15 protein-coding genes are annotated in these 16,861 nt (G+C 61.4%); 8 read left to right on the top strand and 7 right to left on the bottom strand.

Annotated features, from left to right (window positions below; genetic code table 11):
* The first annotated feature begins 42 nt into the window (after positions 1-42).
* Positions 43-1,236, top strand: a complete 1,194-nt coding sequence (locus MHY24_RS07480) for an amidase (protein WP_239229084.1) — start codon at positions 43-45, stop codon at positions 1,234-1,236.
* Here MHY24_RS07480 and MHY24_RS07475 read toward each other — a convergent pair.
* A complete protein-coding gene (locus MHY24_RS07475; protein ID WP_239229082.1) occupies positions 1,233-1,742 on the bottom strand; it encodes a 2'-5' RNA ligase family protein in 510 nt (169 codons plus the stop codon). The genes MHY24_RS07480 and MHY24_RS07475 overlap by 4 nt on opposite strands.
* Before the next feature lie 95 nt (positions 1,743-1,837).
* Between MHY24_RS07475 and MHY24_RS07470 the strand changes: the two genes are divergently transcribed.
* From MHY24_RS07470 to MHY24_RS07445, 6 genes are all read left to right on the top strand, one after another.
* Complete coding sequence (locus tag MHY24_RS07470) at positions 1,838-3,745, top strand: fructose-specific PTS transporter subunit EIIC (protein ID WP_301332454.1); 1,908 nt, start codon at positions 1,838-1,840, stop codon at positions 3,743-3,745.
* Positions 3,746-4,277: 532 nt separating this feature from the next.
* On the top strand, positions 4,278-4,850 hold the full coding sequence (locus tag MHY24_RS07465; protein ID WP_239229078.1) for a CAP domain-containing protein: 573 nt from the start codon (positions 4,278-4,280) through the stop codon (positions 4,848-4,850).
* Positions 4,851-5,062: 212 nt separating this feature from the next.
* On the top strand, positions 5,063-5,824 hold the full coding sequence (locus MHY24_RS07460) for a LamB/YcsF family protein (RefSeq protein WP_049378661.1): 762 nt from the start codon (positions 5,063-5,065) through the stop codon (positions 5,822-5,824).
* Complete coding sequence (locus MHY24_RS07455; RefSeq protein ID WP_239229077.1) at positions 5,824-7,398, top strand: 5-oxoprolinase/urea amidolyase family protein; 1,575 nt, start codon at positions 5,824-5,826, stop codon at positions 7,396-7,398. Before MHY24_RS07460 ends, MHY24_RS07455 begins: the two co-directional genes overlap by 1 nt.
* Positions 7,388-9,169: a biotin carboxylase N-terminal domain-containing protein gene (locus tag MHY24_RS07450; protein ID WP_239229075.1), complete on the top strand. Its 1,782-nt coding sequence runs from the start codon at positions 7,388-7,390 to the stop codon at positions 9,167-9,169. Before MHY24_RS07455 ends, MHY24_RS07450 begins: the two co-directional genes overlap by 11 nt.
* A 68-nt stretch (positions 9,170-9,237) precedes the next feature.
* Positions 9,238-9,858, top strand: coding sequence for a GntR family transcriptional regulator (locus MHY24_RS07445; protein WP_204609989.1), 621 nt, complete (start codon positions 9,238-9,240; stop codon positions 9,856-9,858).
* Here the strand turns inward: MHY24_RS07445 and MHY24_RS07440 are convergent.
* The 3 genes from MHY24_RS07440 to MHY24_RS07430 all read right to left on the bottom strand — a co-directional run bounded on the left by MHY24_RS07440 (position 9,855) and on the right by MHY24_RS07430 (position 12,877).
* Entirely contained in the window at positions 9,855-10,625 is a 771-nt protein-coding gene (locus MHY24_RS07440; protein WP_239229064.1) for a putative hydro-lyase, read from the bottom strand. The genes MHY24_RS07445 and MHY24_RS07440 overlap by 4 nt on opposite strands.
* Positions 10,625-11,788 (bottom strand): NRAMP family divalent metal transporter, encoded by a 1,164-nt coding sequence (locus MHY24_RS07435; RefSeq protein WP_239229139.1) that lies wholly within the window; start codon positions 11,786-11,788, stop codon positions 10,625-10,627. Before MHY24_RS07435 ends, MHY24_RS07440 begins: the two co-directional genes overlap by 1 nt.
* Before the next feature lie 186 nt (positions 11,789-11,974).
* Complete coding sequence (locus tag MHY24_RS07430; protein ID WP_239229054.1) at positions 11,975-12,877, bottom strand: endonuclease domain-containing protein; 903 nt, start codon at positions 12,875-12,877, stop codon at positions 11,975-11,977.
* Between the two features lie 251 nt (positions 12,878-13,128).
* Between MHY24_RS07430 and MHY24_RS07425 the strand changes: the two genes are divergently transcribed.
* Entirely contained in the window at positions 13,129-14,172 is a 1,044-nt protein-coding gene (locus MHY24_RS07425) for an RNase H family protein (RefSeq protein ID WP_225745858.1), read from the top strand.
* 158 nt (positions 14,173-14,330) lie between these two features.
* Here the strand turns inward: MHY24_RS07425 and galK are convergent, their stop codons facing one another.
* From galK to MHY24_RS07410, 3 genes are read right to left on the bottom strand one after another with little or no spacing between them, the layout of a single operon-like run.
* Complete coding sequence (gene galK, locus MHY24_RS07420) at positions 14,331-15,530, bottom strand: galactokinase (protein ID WP_239229052.1); 1,200 nt, start codon at positions 15,528-15,530, stop codon at positions 14,331-14,333.
* Positions 15,523-16,617, bottom strand: coding sequence for a galactose-1-phosphate uridylyltransferase (galT, locus tag MHY24_RS07415; RefSeq protein ID WP_239229050.1), 1,095 nt, complete (start codon positions 16,615-16,617; stop codon positions 15,523-15,525). The genes galK and galT overlap by 8 nt, the downstream gene beginning before the upstream one ends.
* Complete coding sequence (locus MHY24_RS07410) at positions 16,617-16,859, bottom strand: hypothetical protein (protein ID WP_005322508.1); 243 nt, start codon at positions 16,857-16,859, stop codon at positions 16,617-16,619. Before MHY24_RS07410 ends, galT begins: the two co-directional genes overlap by 1 nt.
* Positions 16,860-16,861: the final 2 nt, after the last annotated feature.

Here is a 16,861-nt window from a genome sequence, read left to right as displayed (position 1 = left end):
AGCATCGCTAGTCTCCGATGCTGAAAGGACTTAGCTCCCCTTATGCCTACTGTCTCTGATCGCCTAAACCGTGCCCAGCAGAATCATAATGCGGTGATTACCATCATCCCGTTTGATGAACACGCGGTGGATCTTTCGCCGACCCTAAAGGGGCTGCCGGTGGCGTTCAAGGACATTGTGGATGTGGCGTACGTACCAACCACCTGTGGCTCCAAGGTCAAAGCTGTCTGCACACCTGTGAAAGACGCGCCGGTGGTACAGCGTCTCACGGCCCAGGGCGCGCTGCCGGTGGCGAAGGCGAATCTACAGGAATTTTCCTATGGCATTTTAGGCGATGCCTCCGCGTACGGACGCGTTATCAACCCGCGCGATCCCGAAGTATGCGGCGGTGGGTCTAGCTCCGGGTCCGCCGCTTTAGTGGCGTGCGGTGCGCTCGGCCTGACAGTTGGTTCCGATAGCGCTGGCTCGGTGCGCGTACCGGCCGCCTGCCAGGGCGTTTTGGGCTTTAAGCCCACCTTCGGGCTAATTCCGGTAGAAGGGGTCTTCCCCTTTGCCCCCAGCTTCGATTGCATTGGTTTCTTTGCCAGCTCCGTTGACCAAATTGAGCTGGCTTTTATCGCCACTACGGATGAGGAACCGGCCGCGGCACAGGACATTTCATCCATCGATGTCACCGCGCTTAAGGCCAAAGGCGAACGCTTTGCTGAACTCTTGGCGAAGCTGGAAACCTCGGACTTTGAACTCAGCGAGGGCGTAGATTTGGAAGAAACCATCGCCGCTACGGCCAAGCTCTATGAGCCGATGCGCCTGAAGGAAGTCTATGACGTCCACCGGCCATTGCTGGATCAGCGCGATAAGTACCAAGACGTTATCTTGCAGCGCGTTCTGGGTGGAGAAGATATCAGCCAAGAAAACTATGACGCGGCTGCACAGGGCGTAGAGAAGCTGCGCGAGGAAGCACTTGCTCTGCTTGGCGACGCCTCCATTATCCTCACCCCTACCCTCGATTCCGGTCCCCTCAAGTGGTCCGATATCACCCCAGACAATACCGCGGAATCGGCCGCGAGCCTGCGGCGTTGGACCGAGCCTTTCAATGTGCTCGGATGGCCAGCTATTACCGTGCCGCTGCGCGGCGAAGAGGAAGAAGGAGTGGGTGATGCGGTGCAGGTCGTCGGCAAGCCGGGCGAAGACCTGACCGTCCTGCGCGTTGCCCGCGCGCTGCAGGCCTTGCTCTAAGCCCCTGCTAGAAGGGTCTTTTCCTGCGTGCGCGGCCGCCAAAAGGCAGCCTCGACGGCGGTAAGTTCCTTGAAGTGCGCTGAGGTGAGCTCGTTCATCGCTTGGATATAGCCGGCGATTTCCTCGCGCGGCAGGCGCAAGCCCATGGTCAGGTGCGGGGTCCAGCGCGGCCCTCGCCCGTCTGGGTTGGCGGCACTGATTTTTCTCGCAGCAATTTCTAGCTCATCAGTGGTCTCAAGGAGCCAGGCCACGGTCTGCTTGCGCTTGGTGCCAAAAATGACGTTTCCTACCCGGCGAAAATCTGCGGGGATGACTGCCGGCAGCAGCTGGGCCGCCAAGTCCACCACCTCCGGCTGCATTTCCGGGGAGAAAGTGATCGTGATGTGCGGGCGTTGCTGCTGGATTGGAAAGCCGCGCTCAGCAAGACCGGCAAAAATGTCGCGCACCTGATCTTCCTGCTTTTTCGGCAGGTAGAGCAAGATATTATCCGGCGATGCTTTACTCACGAGCGAGCGTTCCCTTTCTATAGCGGAGTGCCTCCAGCGTACCGGCCATCGAGTAGGCAACCTCCTCTTGTGCCAACGCAAACGATTGCCGTTTAATGAGAACCATGAGCACTACAGAGTCATCGCCCCTCATCCTCGCCATCACGGCGTGTCCGACGGGCATCGCGCATACCTATATGGCGGCCGAGAACCTCGAGGCCGCAGCCCAAGAGCTGGGCTACCGCATCAAGATTGAAACTCATGGTTCCATCGGCGTCGAGGGAACCTTTAGCAAGCAAGACATCGACGAAGCCGACGCCATTGTCATTGGTGCCGATACGGTCATTTCCAAGGACCGCTTCCACGGCAAGCGTCTCGAGGCCACCGACGTGGACGAGGCCATCAAACACCCAAAGGAACTGCTGCGCAGATCCTTGAGCGCCACGCGCTGGGAGGGCTCTTCCGAGAAGACGGAGGAAGAGACGCCTCGGAAAAATAGCGTAGGCCAAACCTTGTACAAGGCACTGATGAACGGCGTCTCGCACATGATCCCGTTCGTGGTGACCGGTGGCCTGCTCATTGCGGTGGCACTGTCCATCGGCGGCACGCCCACGCCTGAGGGCATGGCAATTCCGGAAGATAGCTTCTGGAATACAGTCAATGAGCTCGGTGCTTTGGCGTTCTCTTTGATGGTTCCGGTGCTCTCTGGCTACATCGCGGTAGGCATCGCGGACCGACCAGGCCTCGCGCCTGGCCTTATTACCGGACTCATCGCCACCACCGGCTCGCTTTACGGTTCTGAGGCAGGTGCCGGATTCTTGGGCGGCATTGTCACCGGTATTTTGTCCGGCTATGTGGCTCTTGCCATTAAGAAGATTCCGGTGCACAAGTTCATCGCACCGATTTGGCCCATCATCGTTATCCCGATTTTCACCACGCTCATCGTGGGGCTCATTTTCATCTTGCTCATTGGTGCGCCGGTCTCGGCCGCGTTCGAGGCAATGACCAACTATCTCGCTGGAATGCAAGGCTCCTCCGTCATCGTGCTGGGCCTTATCCTGGGCGCCATGATCGCCTTCGATATGGGTGGCCCCTTCAATAAAACGGCCTTCCTCTTCGGCGGCGGTATGATCGCGGCCGGCAATGCGGCGCCGATGGGCATGGCGGCATGTGCGATTGCCGTACCTCCCCTCGCCGTGGGCGTAGCTACGCTCCTGCGCCGCCGCTGGTTTACCAAGGCCGAAAATGATGCGGGCATCGCCGCGTTGTTCATGGGATTCTTCGGCATCACCGAAGGCGCCATCCCGCTCGCGGCTGCACGCCCGCTACAGGTCATCCCCGCTAATGTTGCCGGTGGTGCCGTAGCCGGTGCGCTCGCCGGTCTTTTCGGTGCACAAGACCACGTCATGCACGGCGGCCCGATCGTCGCGGTGCTCGGCGCGGTAGATAACGTCGTTGGCTTCTTTATCGCCATGCTTGCCGGCATCGCTGTCTGTGCTGGTCTTATTCTCCTGCTGGTGGGATTGACGCAGCGCAAGGATAAGCCGCTTGTTGCTGTCGATACGATTAGCCTCGATAAAGATCTGGGTTCTTCTAGCGAAGAGGTCATTCGCTCCATGGTGAAGCTTACTTCCTCCCGCATGTCCGATATGGAGGCGGTAGCTGGGGCTGCCTTAAAGCGCGAGTCAACCCGTTCTACCGGGGTAGGCCACGGCGTGGCCATTCCACACGCACGCTCGGCCGGCGTGAAAGTGCCCACCCTTGCCTTTGCTCGCCTACCCGAAGGTATTACATGGGGAGAAGGCGAGGAACCGACTAACCTTGCCTTCCTTATCGCTGTGCCTGATGATGCCGGCAAGCAACACCTCAAGCTGCTCTCCAAGCTGGCACGAAGCATTATGAAGGAAGACTTCCGCAACCAGCTTTATGGCGCACAAACCCGCAAGGAAGCAGCCGAGATCATTTCCTCAGCTCTTTCTCCTGCCCCAGCTTCTCAAGGGACAGAAACGCCCGCGAAGGCATAATACTTCGTTCAATGTGGCGCTCGGCGATTCATCGCCGGGCGCTTTTCTTATTCCTTTCTAAACCCCATTCACCGAGCGCACAACGACGCCGAAAAACAACTGCCGGGCAACACCCATAGAAGCAAAGGACAGGTAGAGGTTAGGCAACCTAGTAAATCTCACGATCTTTATAGGTTCTACCAAGAAACGGACGAGTTTGCCTATGCCTGACTTAAAACTCCACCCTCATGACTCAAGTACCTACTGCTTCTCCGAGAATCTAAGACACTGACTAGAAACCACCCCCGTTGGGGAGGGGAAATTCGCAACCAACTGAGGGATTTCAGGAGCTTCCTAGCTCAATTCGAGAAATAACTAAGAAGTAATTAGTTATACGGAACATCAACTTCAAATATTTTAATAATTGCTGTTCAAGTCGATTTTATCCGCTGGAATTGATTAACTTTTAAACAAAGGGGAACGGATTTTTGCTGTTGATTCTCCCAGTTTCCCGCCTGATTCTCCGCCAGGTTACAGAAGAAAGGTTCCGCTCATGTTCACCCCTACTATTCGCTTCTCCACCAAAAAATTTGTAGCCCCTACCCTTGCGGCAGCCATCGCTGTGGGATTTTTCGTTGCACCTGCTGAAGCCTCCAGCTCCCTAAGTTCCTCGGGCAACTTTAATGGCGCGAACCTTCCGGTGCCGACGCTAAACCTTCCCGCCGCGCCGGCCACAGCAGCAAAGCCCGCCGATCCGGCTTCCAATCGCGTGCAGAGCATCATCAACCACACCAACGAATACCACCAGGCGCACGGCCTGCGCCCGGTTCGCGCTAATGCCGCACTCAATGGGCTGGCTCAAGATTGGGCCGACCAGCTGGTGCGCGCGGATAAGCTCAGCCACCGCCCACAGCACTGGAACCACTATCCTGCCAATATCCCAGCTGGTGGCGAGAATGTCCTGCAGGCGTGGAGCGACTATTCCGATGCCCTCCTGGTCAAGCTTTGGTACGAATCCCCGGGTCACCGCAAGATTATGCTGGACCCACGCGCCAAGACCATCGGAGTCGGCGTTGCCATTAACTCTGAAGGCAAGCTCTACGCTGTCCAAAACTACGGCCGCTAAAGATTTCACAAGCTAGAACCTTCGGACCCTTGGGCTCTAGCAGGCCATGCCGCCTCCTCCCGGACCTCGTACACGGGGCGGGGCGGTTTTCTCGTGCCTGGGTGGGGGTGCACACGCGGGTAAATAAAACGTAACCGCCTTCACAAATGGCAGTGGCGAGGGTTACACTAAAGGGCATTCGAATTGTTCAACAATCTTAAGGACGGTGTTGAATGTCCTCGCTCCATATCGATCTCAATGCGGATTTGGGAGAAACCACTGCGGGCAATCCGGTCGCAGATGACGCGGCAATGCTGGAAATGGTGTCCTCCGCAAACGTGGCCACCGGCTTCCATGCGGGCGACCCGCACTCGATTGCGGGCACGCTCAAGGCGGCAGCAGAAGCAGGCGTGACCGTAGGCGCACACGTAGGTTATAACGACGCCGCAGGTTTCGGCCGCCGTTTTATCGATTACAACCCGGACGAGCTTGCAGACGAGGTGACCTACCAAATTGGCGCGCTCGACGCTTTGGCCCGTGCCAATGGCACCACGGTTTCCTATGTGAAGCCGCACGGGGCGATGTATAACGCAATCGTGAAAGATGAGGCACAAGCAGAAGCCGTCATCAAGGGCATTAAGGCCTTTGGGGACTTGCCGGTGATGCTGCTGCCAGGGGGTGTAGCGGTGGACGTCGCCAAGCGCAGCGGGCTTACCGTCATCCGTGAGGCCTTTGCGGACCGCAACTACAACCCCGATGGCACGCTGGTCTCGCGCAAGGAGGCCAATGCGGTGCTGGGCAGCGCCGATGAGGTGGTGCAGCGAGTACTTGAGGTGGCGCAGACCGGCTCGATTACGGCCGTGGATGGCACGAAGCTCGAGGTGGATGCGCAATCCGTATGCACCCACGGCGATTCGCCCGGCGCGGTGAAGCTGCTGCGCGGCGTGGTTGAACGCCTGCGGGAAGAAGGCATCGAGATTCGGAGCTTTATCTAATGCACATTAATTTTGTGGGCACGCGCGCGTTGCTCATTGACCTGGATGGATTGAACCAGGTCATGGATTGGCACGCGGCGCTTTCTGCCAAGCCTTTGAAGAATCAGATGGACTGCATCGCGGCCGCCACCACCCTGCTGCTGACGTTTGAAGCGCCGGATTCGGCGCGCGATGCGGCCGAATTCTTACAGGACTTCTCCCCTGCCGCCGCGACGGCTGCGGAGGCCCGCACGGTTGAAATCGATGTGCTCTATGACGGCGAGGATGTGGACGAGGCCGCGGACCTGCTGGGTCTTTCGCGCGAAGCGCTCATTGACTGGCATACCTCTACCGAGTGGACCGCGGCATTCGGTGGCTTTGCCCCGGGCTTTACCTACTGTGCGCCGTCGGATCCCTCCCAGGCGCGAGCCGTGCCCCGCCGCTCCAGTCCCCGTACCGCGGTGCCGGCCGGCGCCGTTGGTATCGCGGGCGAGTTTTCCGCGGTGTACCCGCGCGTATCCCCGGGCGGCTGGCAGCTTTTAGGTACCACCAATACGCCGATGTGGGATTCGAATGCCAACCCGCCGGCGCTGGTGCAGCCGGGTGACCGCGTGCGCTATCGCAGCGTGGATAAGCTGCCGGAGCTTGTTGATCACTCTGCCCGCTCGAAGCGCGCCCCTGCCCGCTTGCCGCGCATGGAGGTTATCGATGCCGGCCTGCTTACCCTCTACCAGGACTTGGGCCGCCCAGGTGTGGGCGATCTCGGCGTGACCCCCTCCGGTGCTGCCGACCGCGCCGCGGCCGCGACCGCCAACGTGGCCGTGGGCAACCCGCGCGGGGCAACGGTGCTGGAAAATATCGGCGGCATTAAGCTCCACGCGCTCACCGATACCGTCATTTGCGTCACCGGCGCGACCGCGCGTGTGCGCCTCGGCGAGATGCCGGTTCACCTTGCTCGCCCAGTGCTGGTCACGGCCGGGCAAACCGTCACGGTGGACCCTGCAACGGTAGGCATGCGCAATTACGTGGCCATCCGCGGCGGCATCATCGCCGAATCCGAGCTCGGCTCCGCGGCCACCGACGTCCTTTCTGGCCTTGGCCCGGATCCGGTCACCACCGGCGATGTCATCGGTGTGCTGCCGCGCTCTACCGGCATGACCGACGCCCAACTGGCCAACCCACTGCGCGTGCGTGAAAGCTCCGATGGTAAAACCCGCGCCACCTTGCGCTGCGTACTTGGACCGCGCGATGACTGGTTTGGCGATGATGTCTCCTCCTTCCTGGATACCGAGTGGACCGTCACCTCGGATTCCAACCGCGTGGGTCTGCGCCTCGATGGCGAAGAACCAATTGAACGCGTTAAAGACGGCGAGCTCCCCTCCGAGGGCATGGTCGCCGGCTCCATCCAAATTCCGCCCAATGGCAAGCCCGTGGTCTTCCTCCGCGATCACGCCGTGACCGGTGGCTACCCCGTCATCGCCACCGTATTGGAAGAAGATATTGATATCGCCGCGCAGCTGCCACCCGGCGCGCGCGTGAACTTTGAACTCGTAGCACCCCAAGCCTTGAACACTGGAGAACAGAATGCAGATTAAGACCGTCCTCATTGCTAACCGCGGCGAGATTGCCGTGCGTATCGCCCGCGTCGCCCGCGACTTGGGCATTAAGTCCATCGCCATTTATTCCGAAGCAGACGCTGGTGCCTTGCATACCCAGGTAGCGGACGAATCCTATGCGCTGCCGGGCAATACCGCGGCCGATACCTACATGAACGTGCCCGCGCTGCTTGATATCGCGGTGCGCGCCGGCGCCGATGCCATCCACCCGGGCTACGGCTTCTTGTCCGAAAACGCCGACTTTGCCCGCACGGTTACCGAGGCCGGCATGATCTGGATTGGCCCTTCCCCGGAGTCCATCGAGTTGCTCGGTGACAAGATCGCTGCGCGCCGCGTGGCCGAGGAAGTTGGCGCGCCGCTGGCACCGGGTACCTCCGATCCCATCGATGACTGGCAGGAGGCCCGCGCCTTTGCCGAAGAGCACGGCCTGCCCATTGCCATCAAGGCCGCTTATGGCGGCGGCGGACGCGGCTTGAAGGTCGTGGACAATATGGAAGAGATTGAGGGCGCGTTCAACTCCGCCGGGCGCGAGGCCATGGAGGCTTTCGGCCGCGCGGAGTGCTACGTGGAGAAGTTCCTCACCCACCCGCGCCACGTCGAGGCCCAGGTGCTGGCCGATGCGCACGGCAATGTGCGCGTTCTCGGCACCCGCGATTGCTCCACCCAGCGCCGCTTCCAGAAGCTCATTGAGGAGGCTCCGGCGCCTGCGCTTTCCGACGCCCAACGCAACGGCATCATCGAAGGCGCGCGCTCCATTTGCTCCAAGGTGGGCTACACCGGTGCCGGCACCGTGGAATACATTGTCTCCGAGGACGGCACCATTTCCTTCCTCGAGGTCAATACCCGTGTGCAGGTCGAACACCCAGTTACCGAGGTAGTCACCGGCACCGATATCATCGCCGAGCAGTTCCGCATCGCGGCCGGCGAGCCGCTGTCCTTTGATGAGGATCCGCAGTCCCACGGCCATGCTTTTGAGTTCCGTATCAATGCCGAGGACATCCTCAATGGCTTTGCGCCGTGCCCTGGCACCATCGTCTCTTTCGAGCCGCCGACCGGCCCGGGTATCCGCGTAGATTCCGCGGTGCGCTCTGGCTCTATCATCCCGCCGTACTATGACTCCCTGATTGCCAAGCTGGTGGTGTGGGGCCCGACCCGCGAGATCGCCCTGGCCCGCGCCCGCTTTGCCCTGCGCGAGTTCACCGTCACCGGCGTGCGCACCGTACTGCCGTTCCACCGCGACATGATGGATGAGCCCGCACTCATCGGCACCGCCGCCCCAGCAGACGATGCCGCTGCCGCCGGTGCCTCCGAGATTGGCGTATTTACTGACTGGGTGGATCACAACTACCGCCCGTCTGCTGCCAACCAGGTGGAAAAGGTCGAGGCCATCTACACCCAGCGCCGCACTGTGGCCGTAGAAATCGACGGCAAGCTGGTCAACGTCGGCGTGCCCGTGGACTTCCTCGCCGCGCCGGGCGCCGCCTCGGCCGGTGGTTCTGCCTCCACCGCGCCGTCTTCGGCCGGAGCGCAGTCCACCGATGACAACGCGGTTACTTCCCCGTTCGAGGCCAACCTCGTGGCCTGGAACGTTGCGGACGGCGATACCGTGGCCGAGGGCGATGCCATCGCCACCGTCGAGGCCATGAAGATGGAATCGGCCATCAAGGCTCCGCGCGGCGGTACCATCAAGCTCCTGGCCGCAGAAGGTGACCGTCTGGATTCCTCCAAGGTCATCGCGACCATCGATTAGCGCTCTCGCCATCGCTATGCACCTCATCTTCAATGTGAGGTGCATAACTTTTTAGTACAGTTGTGGTCATGCTTTCCCAGTCTGTCGCCTCCGAGTTGCGCGAGGCCATCTCCGCCGGCGAATTCCAGCCGGGCGAGCAGCTCAGCGAGGTCAAGGCGGCCGAGCGCTTTCACTGCTCGCGCAATACCCTCCGCGAGTCTTTCACTAGGCTCGCCGCGGAGCGCATTGTCGAGCGCATCCCCAATCGCGGCGTCTTCCTCGCGACGCCGGATACTGACTATATCCGTGACCTCTTTGCCGCCCGCGCGGCCATCGAACCGGCGGCGGTGCGGTGGGGCGCTTTTGCCGACGCCCCCTCGCTCGTCACCCTCACTTCCTCCGCCTTCGACTACGCGGCACGCGGCGAGCACCAGGAAGTCTCCGCCATCAACCAGCGCTTCCACCGCACGCTGGTCGCCGCGCTGGGCTCGCCTACGCTCAATGAGCAGATGGATAACCTTCTCGCCCGCATGCGGCTCACTTTCCTGCTGGCCATCCCGCGCTACCCGCAGCTGCATGCGGACCACATTCAAGGAAATATCACCTTGGCCACGCTCATCGCGGATGGAAAACGCCGCGAAGCCGCCACGCTTGCGCATGACAGCCTCATGAATACCTGCGAGAAGATCCTCGCCGTGCTGGACGATTAAGGAATGAGGAAATCTTGATCCCGGGCGTTGGTCACGAGCATCTGGCCCGGCGCGTGCGTAATAGCTAAGCGCGGCTTAGATTCCATCACGATGGCCTGCGGGGTCACACCACAGGCCCAAAAGACCGGCAAGCAGCCCTCTGGCACTTCGCCCGGATCGCCAAAGTCGGGGCGGGATAGATCCTCAATGCCAATGGCCGCCGGGTCACCCACATGGACCGGGGCGCCGTGAACCGATGGGTAACGGGAGGTAATCCGCACGGCATCGGAGACCTGCGCGGCCGGAATCGGACGCATGGAGACCACCATGGGGCCGGAAAAGACACCGGCCGGGGTGGTGGGAATCGTGGTTTTAAACATCGGCACGTTGCACTGCTGAGCAATGTGCGCGACCTCAATGCCGTTATCCTGCAGCGCAGTCTCAAAGGTAAAAGAGCAACCAATAAGGAAGCTGACCATGTCTGGGGTGTAGTACGAGGTGGCGTCGGCAAGCGTGGCTGTGTGCTCGCCGTTTTCAAAGACACGGTAGGCCGGAATATCGGTGCGGATGTCCCCACCCGGCAGCAGCTCGGAGGTGTACTGACCGGCTTCCAGCACGCCCACAATCGGGCATGGCTTGGGATTGCGCTGGGCAAAGAGCAAGAAGTCAAAGGCGTATTCCTGCGGCACGGCCAGCAGGTTAGCCTGCATGAAACCGCGGGCATGCCCGGCGGTGGTGGCCATGTCATGGCTGCGCGCATACTCGCGCACCTGCTCTGGGGTCTGCATTATGCCCACAGCTCGGTGATGCCCGAGAAAGCCTTGAAGCCGATGAAGATGGTGAGTACCCATGCCAGGGCGCCGATAATCAGCAACCACTTAGGATACTTATAGCCCTGCAGGAGGTCGCGGCGGCGCCAGGCCACCCACATCACGAGGGCGAAACCGATGGGCAGGATCAGGCCATTGATGGCACCGGCGAAGATGAGCAACTTCTGTGGCGCGGAGTTGATGACTGCGAAGACTACCGTGCACACCGCAATGAAGATAATGGTGAGGATATTGCGGGTGCGCGTCGAGGTGTCCTGGGAGGTCACGAAGGATACCGAGGTATAGGCGGCACCGATAACCGAGGACAAACCGGCCGCGAAGAGGACCACGCCGAAGGCACGCAGGCCAAACTCGCCGGCGGCATTGTAGAAGGCATCGGCCGCGGTGTTGTCGTCCGAAAGCGCCACGCCGGTGGCCACCACACCGAGGACCGCCAAGAAGAGGAGCATGCGCATGATGCCAGTGACCACAATGCCGCTTACCGAGGTATAGGTAATGTTCTTGACGTTTTCCACGCCGGTGTGGCCGGAATCGATGAGGCGGTGCGCGCCGGCAAAGGTGATATAACCACCCACGGTGCCACCGATGATGGTGGTGATGACGAAGAAATCGATTTCGCCCGGCGCGACGGCATTCTTGAGCGCCTCGCCCACCGGTGGCTGGCTGACCACAGCAACGTAGAGCATCAGCAGGATCATGACCGCGCCCAAGACCGCGACGAGGCGGTCAAGCGCCATGCCTGCCTTCTTGGAGAGGAAGATAAAGATCGCGATGGCCGCGGCAATGACGCCGCCGATGCGCGAATCGATGCCCAGCATCGCGTTAATGCCTAGGCCAGAACCGGCAATATTGCCGATATTAAAAACCGCGCCACCGATGAACACGAATACGGCAAGCACCCAGCCCAGGCCAGGGAGCACGGTATTGCCCAAGGTATTGGCCCGCATACCGGTCACGCAGAGAACGCGCCACACATTGAGCTGGATAGCGATGTCCACGAGGATGGACAGCATAATCGCAAACGCGAAGGATGCCCCCATCTGCACGGTAAAGACCGAGGTCTGGGTCAAAAATCCCGGACCGATGGCGGAGGTGGCCATAAGGAACATGGCACCGGCCATGGCGCCGAGGCCTTTGGGCGGGGTCTTGTCCCCCGCCTGCGCCGGAGTGGCGTGTGATGTCTCAGCACTCACTAGATTCACCTTTCGTGATGCAGGTCGCATTAATTTGTGATGCGCATCATCTTAAAGGTTGCTATGCCTTTTGTTCAACAACTTTTATGCGTTGTGGGGTGGCTCGGGGGTGATCTAGGCTACTTTACTGCCGCGTTTTCCCAGGTGGTTAGCGATTATCCGGAAAGCCTCGTCCGGCGCTTTCATATCGCTGGGGCCAAAGCGCAGCACCACGTATCCGCGGTTTTCTAGCGCTCGCTGCCTCTTTATCTGCTGCTTGACCACGTGGGCGGGTGCCTCGCCATAGGTGCCGTCATACTTGGCATCGCCATCGACCTCGAGTACCAGCCAGCCATCGAGACAGAGATCTGCCCGATATTTCCCGAGCAGCGGTTTCTGCGGCTCAATTTTCACCTGCGGGAAACGCTCAATAATGAGGGCTCGCAGATAGGACTCATAGGGCGATTCCGATCCGCCATACGCGTGCTCGATAACCTTACGCATGGCTGCTTGTCCCTTCGTGCGCTGCATCTTTGCAAGCTCTTCGCGCAAGTCATATGTGGTGACGTCGTGTTGGCCGAGGGCAGAATCGGTAGCTACCAGGCCATCCGAGAAGCCGTGTAGCCGAGCGATTTCAAGGCAGGTGCGGGCAGGATTCGTGGCGCGCACACCCGCTATCGACACCATGGATTCTTGAAGGGACTTTACTCGGCGGTACCGGTAGCCTTTCGGGGTGAGCCTGCGTGGGGGCACGCTTCCCGAAGGCACCGCTAACTCCACCTCCTCCCCTGCCGTAGAAATTACCCACATTCCCCACAACCGCGCGGCCGATTTACCGATGAGAACGGCGCGGTGGGTGCTCCACCCGGCAGCGACTACTTTGGCGAATTGTTGTTTATGGCGCACCCATTGCCTCCAGGTGGCCGTGGGAACGGCGATCCAGGGCGCTATCTGGGTGAGCTCACCGCGCTGGAGGGCTAAATGGTGCGGACTTTCGGCTCCGGCGTAACGAAGGTTGATGAAGTGATCTGTAATCATGGTTTCATCCTCGCGGCTGGCGGGGCGGGGCGCGCTTCATGAGGCTCAGGAAGGTGAATTTCCGAGGACCTTGAGTGAGGGGCGGAACTTTAGGTCCAAGGTGATCGGGCCGATTTGAGGGCGTTGAGGCTGATTTGAGGGCGGGTTGTGCTCAGATCGGCTCGATCACATTCGACCTAAGGAGAAGTAGTTCACAGCGGCGGTGTGGGGGATAATTCAGCAGCGCGGTTAACCGTGCTTTACTAGAGATAATGGAACCCATCGAGCTCTCAGAACTAACCGGTACGCAATCGCGCACCTACGGCACCCGCAAGATCACCTCGGATATGGTCTCGGCACCAATCCATGTTGCGGTCGCGCTCTGGGACGAGCGTTGGGATTCCGCCCCCAACGGCACCATCGAAGGCTGGGTCATCGCGGTCAATACCAAGCAGACGCGTTTTGTGCGCCGCGGCCAAACGAAGAAGGGCGATATCGTCGATATCGCCGTGCGCGAGGTCAAACGCGCGCTCAAGGGACTCGACGGACGAGTGTGGATTGTCACTGGTCGCAGGCAGAATGCGTTGCGAGCGGCACTCACGGCTGACGGTTTCACGGTGACGGGAAGCTTTGCGGGAGAAAATAGGGCTTCGAAAAGCGCGAGCTCCGTGCGCAGAAAACAAGCCGGCCTGACCGCTCGCAAGGCGCGCAAGATGGGTGAGGCGCCGAAAAAGAAGCAAGCGGCACAGGTAGAGACGCCGAAAGCACACTGGTGGCCGAACTTCTCGCGCGCCTCCTCGTGGGCCGAGGGCGACGTGGTGCGCATAGCCACCGATGCTTCCTCGGATACCGTATTCAAGGGGTCGATGTGCTTCGTTGCTGGCAACGGCGACTACCGGTTACGGACTCGAGAAACCAAGGCGAGCACGGATGAGCTCGAACTCGAAGCACTGACGCTCGCGCTGAAATACCTGCTCAAGGTGGGCGCGCGCAAGGCGGTCATTGAGTCCGATTCCGTAGCCGCTTTGGAGGCGGTCGAGCAGATTGTGCATAAGCGCGGCTCTAAAGCATCACGGCCGGGGCGCACGTGGCGAGGGGTGTCTTCAGGTGCGCGGTCGCGATTCCAGCAAGCTTGGGGCGATATCCAAGGCCAATGCGAGGTCGACATTCGCCGTGTGCTCGGGCATGCGGGCGATCCGCTGAATCGGGCGGCCGACCAGATTGCGTACATGGGGTTGCGCGCGATTGCGCATCCGATGAAACAGTCTCGCGAGACGCTGCGCGAGGGGATTCAGAAAGCTCTCTCGGCGTTGTGAACCAAACGCTAAAGGCTTAGGGCTGATCTGATCAGGCCGAATTGAGGGAGTTAGGGCAGATCTGAGGCGGCCCAGCCTTCAGATCAGCCTGATCAGTATGGACCTAACGACGAGAGGCGCGCTGGGGGTCGCGACCGAGCCGAGCCCGGAGCCGGAGCTTAAGCCAAGCGGCGGGCGCCGTCTCCCGGGCGGGCCACCAAGAAGGTGGGCTCTGGGAAGCCGCGGGATGCTGCAGCGTCGTAAATGGCCTGGGCGGTGGACTCCACGGCGGAGCGCGGGATGAGCGCGATGACGGCGCCGCCGAAGCCGCCGCCAGTCATGCGGGCACCGAGTTCGCCGGCCGCGGTGAAAGCGGAGTCGAGTTCCGGAGTGGTGACTTCGTACAGGTCGCGCAGGGAAAGGTGGCTTTCGCGCATGAGGCGGCGGAACTCTGCCGGGTCGGAAGAGGTAAGCGCGGTGGCGGCGGCCAGGGTGCGGTCGGTTTCTTCCACCACGTGGCGCACGCGGCGGCGGTAGAGTTCCGCGTCGGCGGGGTTGACGGTGGCGGCGAATTCCTCCGCATCCGGGATTTCGCGGATGGAGCGGCCGGCGGCGGACTGGACGGCGTCGATGATGCCGCGGCGGGAGGCATATTGGCCGTCGGAAAGCGTGTGCGGTGCATTGGTGTCCGCGATGAGCAGCACCATGTCCTGGGCTTCGATATTGAACGGCACGCGCTCGACGGCGCCGGTGGAAAAGTCCAGGAATAGCGCCTTGCCGCGCTGACCGAAGAGGCTGGCATTCTGGTCCAAGCCGCCGGTAGAGGCGCCAACCACCTCGTTTTCGGCGCGGATGCACGCCTGGGCCAGCTGCGCGCGGGCGGCGTCATCGGGGGCGTTGCCGTGGCAGAGCTCGTAGGCGGCCACGGCCACGGAGCATTCGAGGGCGGCGGAGCTGGACAGGCCAGAGCCGACGGGGACATCAGAGACGATGGCAATATCGAGGCCGGTGCAAGTCAGAACGTCCGCGGTAGTGGCGGCCCAGACGGTGCCGGCAACGTAGCCGGACCAGTCGGAAGGGTGGCCGGGGCGGACTTCGGAGAGTGGGAGGCTGGCCTGGGCAACGCTGCCGTCGTATTCGGAGGCTATCCGGAGAAGGCCATCGGTGCGGGGCGCGACGGCGACGGCGGTGCTTTGTTCCAGCGCAAAGGGGATGGAGGCGCCGCCGGCGTAATCGATGTGCTCGCCGATGAGGTTGACGCGGCCGGGGGCGGCCCACACGCCGGCCGGCTCGGGCGTGTCCGGAAACGCAGCGGCGAAGAGGTCGCGGGCTGCGGCGGCAAGCTCCGCATCGCTGCGGGTGTCAATCCAGTTAAGCATCCCAGATCTCCTTAAAGCGGGCGGCGATGCGCTCCGGGGTGGTGTCATTTATCCACACGGCCTGCGAGGACTCGGAACCGGCGAGGTACTTCATGCGGCCGGGCGAGCGCATGAGCGAAAAGAGCTGCAGGTGCATGCGGATGCCGGGGCGCAGGTCCGGGTCCACCGGCGCCTGGGTCCAGCCGGCGATATACGGGGTCTTGTCCACGCCATCGAAGAAGCGGTCCACGGCGGAGTACAGCTTCTTGAGCAGGGGCGCGAGGTCGGCGCGTTGGGCGTCGGTAAGCGCAGCGAAATCGGGTACTTCCTCGTTGGGCAGGACCATGGCTTCCAGCGGCCATTTGGCGGCGGCGGGAACGAAGACGGTGAAGTGCTCGGTCTCGGCGATGATGCGGGTGCCGGCGGCGCGCTCGCGATCAAGGAGATCCTGGAAGAGGTCGCCGTCATAGGCGCGGGCGGAATCCACGATGGAACGCAGGCGCGGCGAGAGGAAGGGATAGGAGTAGATCTGGCCGTGCGGATGCTGGAGGGTCACGCCGATTTCCTCGCCGCGGTTTTCAAAGGGGAATACCTGCTGCACGCCGTCGATCTGGGATAGCGCGGCGGTGCGGTGCGCCCAGGCCTCGATGACGGTGCGAATGCGCGATTCCGGCAGGTCCTTGAAGGATAGGGCGGGGTCCTCGGTAAAGCACACCACCTCGCAGCGGGCGTGGGCCGGAAGGCGCGGCACCATGCCGAGCAGGTTGTCTTCCTCGGGATGCTCGATGTCTGCGGTGGTGGCAAAAGACGGGAAGCGGTTTTCAAAGACCACCACGTCATAGCTGGGGCTGGGGATCTCCGTGGGCAGCTGGCCTTCGCGCGTTGGCGCCAGCGGGTTCTCGTTGGCCGGTGGCAAGAAGGTGCGGTTCATGCGGTGGGCGGCAAAGGCCACCCAATCCCCCGTTAGGGGATCCCGGCGCATTTCGGAAGCGGGGGCGACGGTGGGGATGTCGCGGGCGTCGACAAGCACGCGGTCGGGGTGGGGCTGGTCGTCGAAGTAGAGGATCTCGCGGCCGTCGGCAAGCGTGGCAGAGGTAATCTCAACCATTAGTTTTCTCCTGGGATGGTGATGGGCTTCAGGCGTGCCCACAGCACAAAGGCGGCGGCCACGGCCAGCAAAGCAAGGCTTGCCCATAGGTTATCGCTGGCGTTCTTTGCCTGCCCGGTATCCGGGTTGATGCCTGGGTCAAGGAAGAAATAGCAGCCGAGCAAAATCAGGCCGTAGAGGCCGAGGAGTGCGGCGATGACATTGCGCAGGTCGAATGCACCCGCGCGCTTTTTCTCAGACATGT

This window comes from Corynebacterium sp. ACRPQ (assembly GCF_022347225.1).
Taxonomy (GTDB): Bacteria; Actinomycetota; Actinomycetes; order Mycobacteriales; family Mycobacteriaceae; genus Corynebacterium; species Corynebacterium tuberculostearicum_D.
The sequence above is the reverse complement of the archived record's forward strand: the minus strand, read 5'-3'. Positions and strand labels throughout refer to the sequence as shown.

What these genes read in the sequence shown, in the direction of transcription:
- MHY24_RS07480 (WP_239229084.1), top strand. Translation starts at nt 43, where the DNA reads ATGCCTACTGTCTCTGATCGCCTAAACCGTGCCCAGCAGAATCATAAT.
- MHY24_RS07470 (WP_301332454.1), top strand. Translation starts at nt 1,838, where the DNA reads ATGAGAACCATGAGCACTACAGAGTCATCGCCCCTCATCCTCGCCATC.
- MHY24_RS07465 (WP_239229078.1), top strand. Translation starts at nt 4,278, where the DNA reads ATGTTCACCCCTACTATTCGCTTCTCCACCAAAAAATTTGTAGCCCCT.
- MHY24_RS07460 (WP_049378661.1), top strand. Translation starts at nt 5,063, where the DNA reads ATGTCCTCGCTCCATATCGATCTCAATGCGGATTTGGGAGAAACCACT.
- MHY24_RS07455 (WP_239229077.1), top strand. Translation starts at nt 5,824, where the DNA reads ATGCACATTAATTTTGTGGGCACGCGCGCGTTGCTCATTGACCTGGAT.
- MHY24_RS07450 (WP_239229075.1), top strand. Translation starts at nt 7,388, where the DNA reads ATGCAGATTAAGACCGTCCTCATTGCTAACCGCGGCGAGATTGCCGTG.
- MHY24_RS07445 (WP_204609989.1), top strand. Translation starts at nt 9,238, where the DNA reads ATGCTTTCCCAGTCTGTCGCCTCCGAGTTGCGCGAGGCCATCTCCGCC.
- MHY24_RS07440 (WP_239229064.1), bottom strand. Translation starts at nt 10,625, where the DNA reads ATGCAGACCCCAGAGCAGGTGCGCGAGTATGCGCGCAGCCATGACATG.
- MHY24_RS07435 (WP_239229139.1), bottom strand. Translation starts at nt 11,788, where the DNA reads ATGGCCGGTGCCATGTTCCTTATGGCCACCTCCGCCATCGGTCCGGGA.
- MHY24_RS07430 (WP_239229054.1), bottom strand. Translation starts at nt 12,877, where the DNA reads ATGATTACAGATCACTTCATCAACCTTCGTTACGCCGGAGCCGAAAGT.
- MHY24_RS07425 (WP_225745858.1), top strand. Translation starts at nt 13,129, where the DNA reads ATGGAACCCATCGAGCTCTCAGAACTAACCGGTACGCAATCGCGCACC.
- galK (WP_239229052.1), bottom strand. Translation starts at nt 15,530, where the DNA reads ATGCTTAACTGGATTGACACCCGCAGCGATGCGGAGCTTGCCGCCGCA.
- galT (WP_239229050.1), bottom strand. Translation starts at nt 16,617, where the DNA reads ATGGTTGAGATTACCTCTGCCACGCTTGCCGACGGCCGCGAGATCCTC.
- MHY24_RS07410 (WP_005322508.1), bottom strand. Translation starts at nt 16,859, where the DNA reads ATGTCTGAGAAAAAGCGCGCGGGTGCATTCGACCTGCGCAATGTCATC.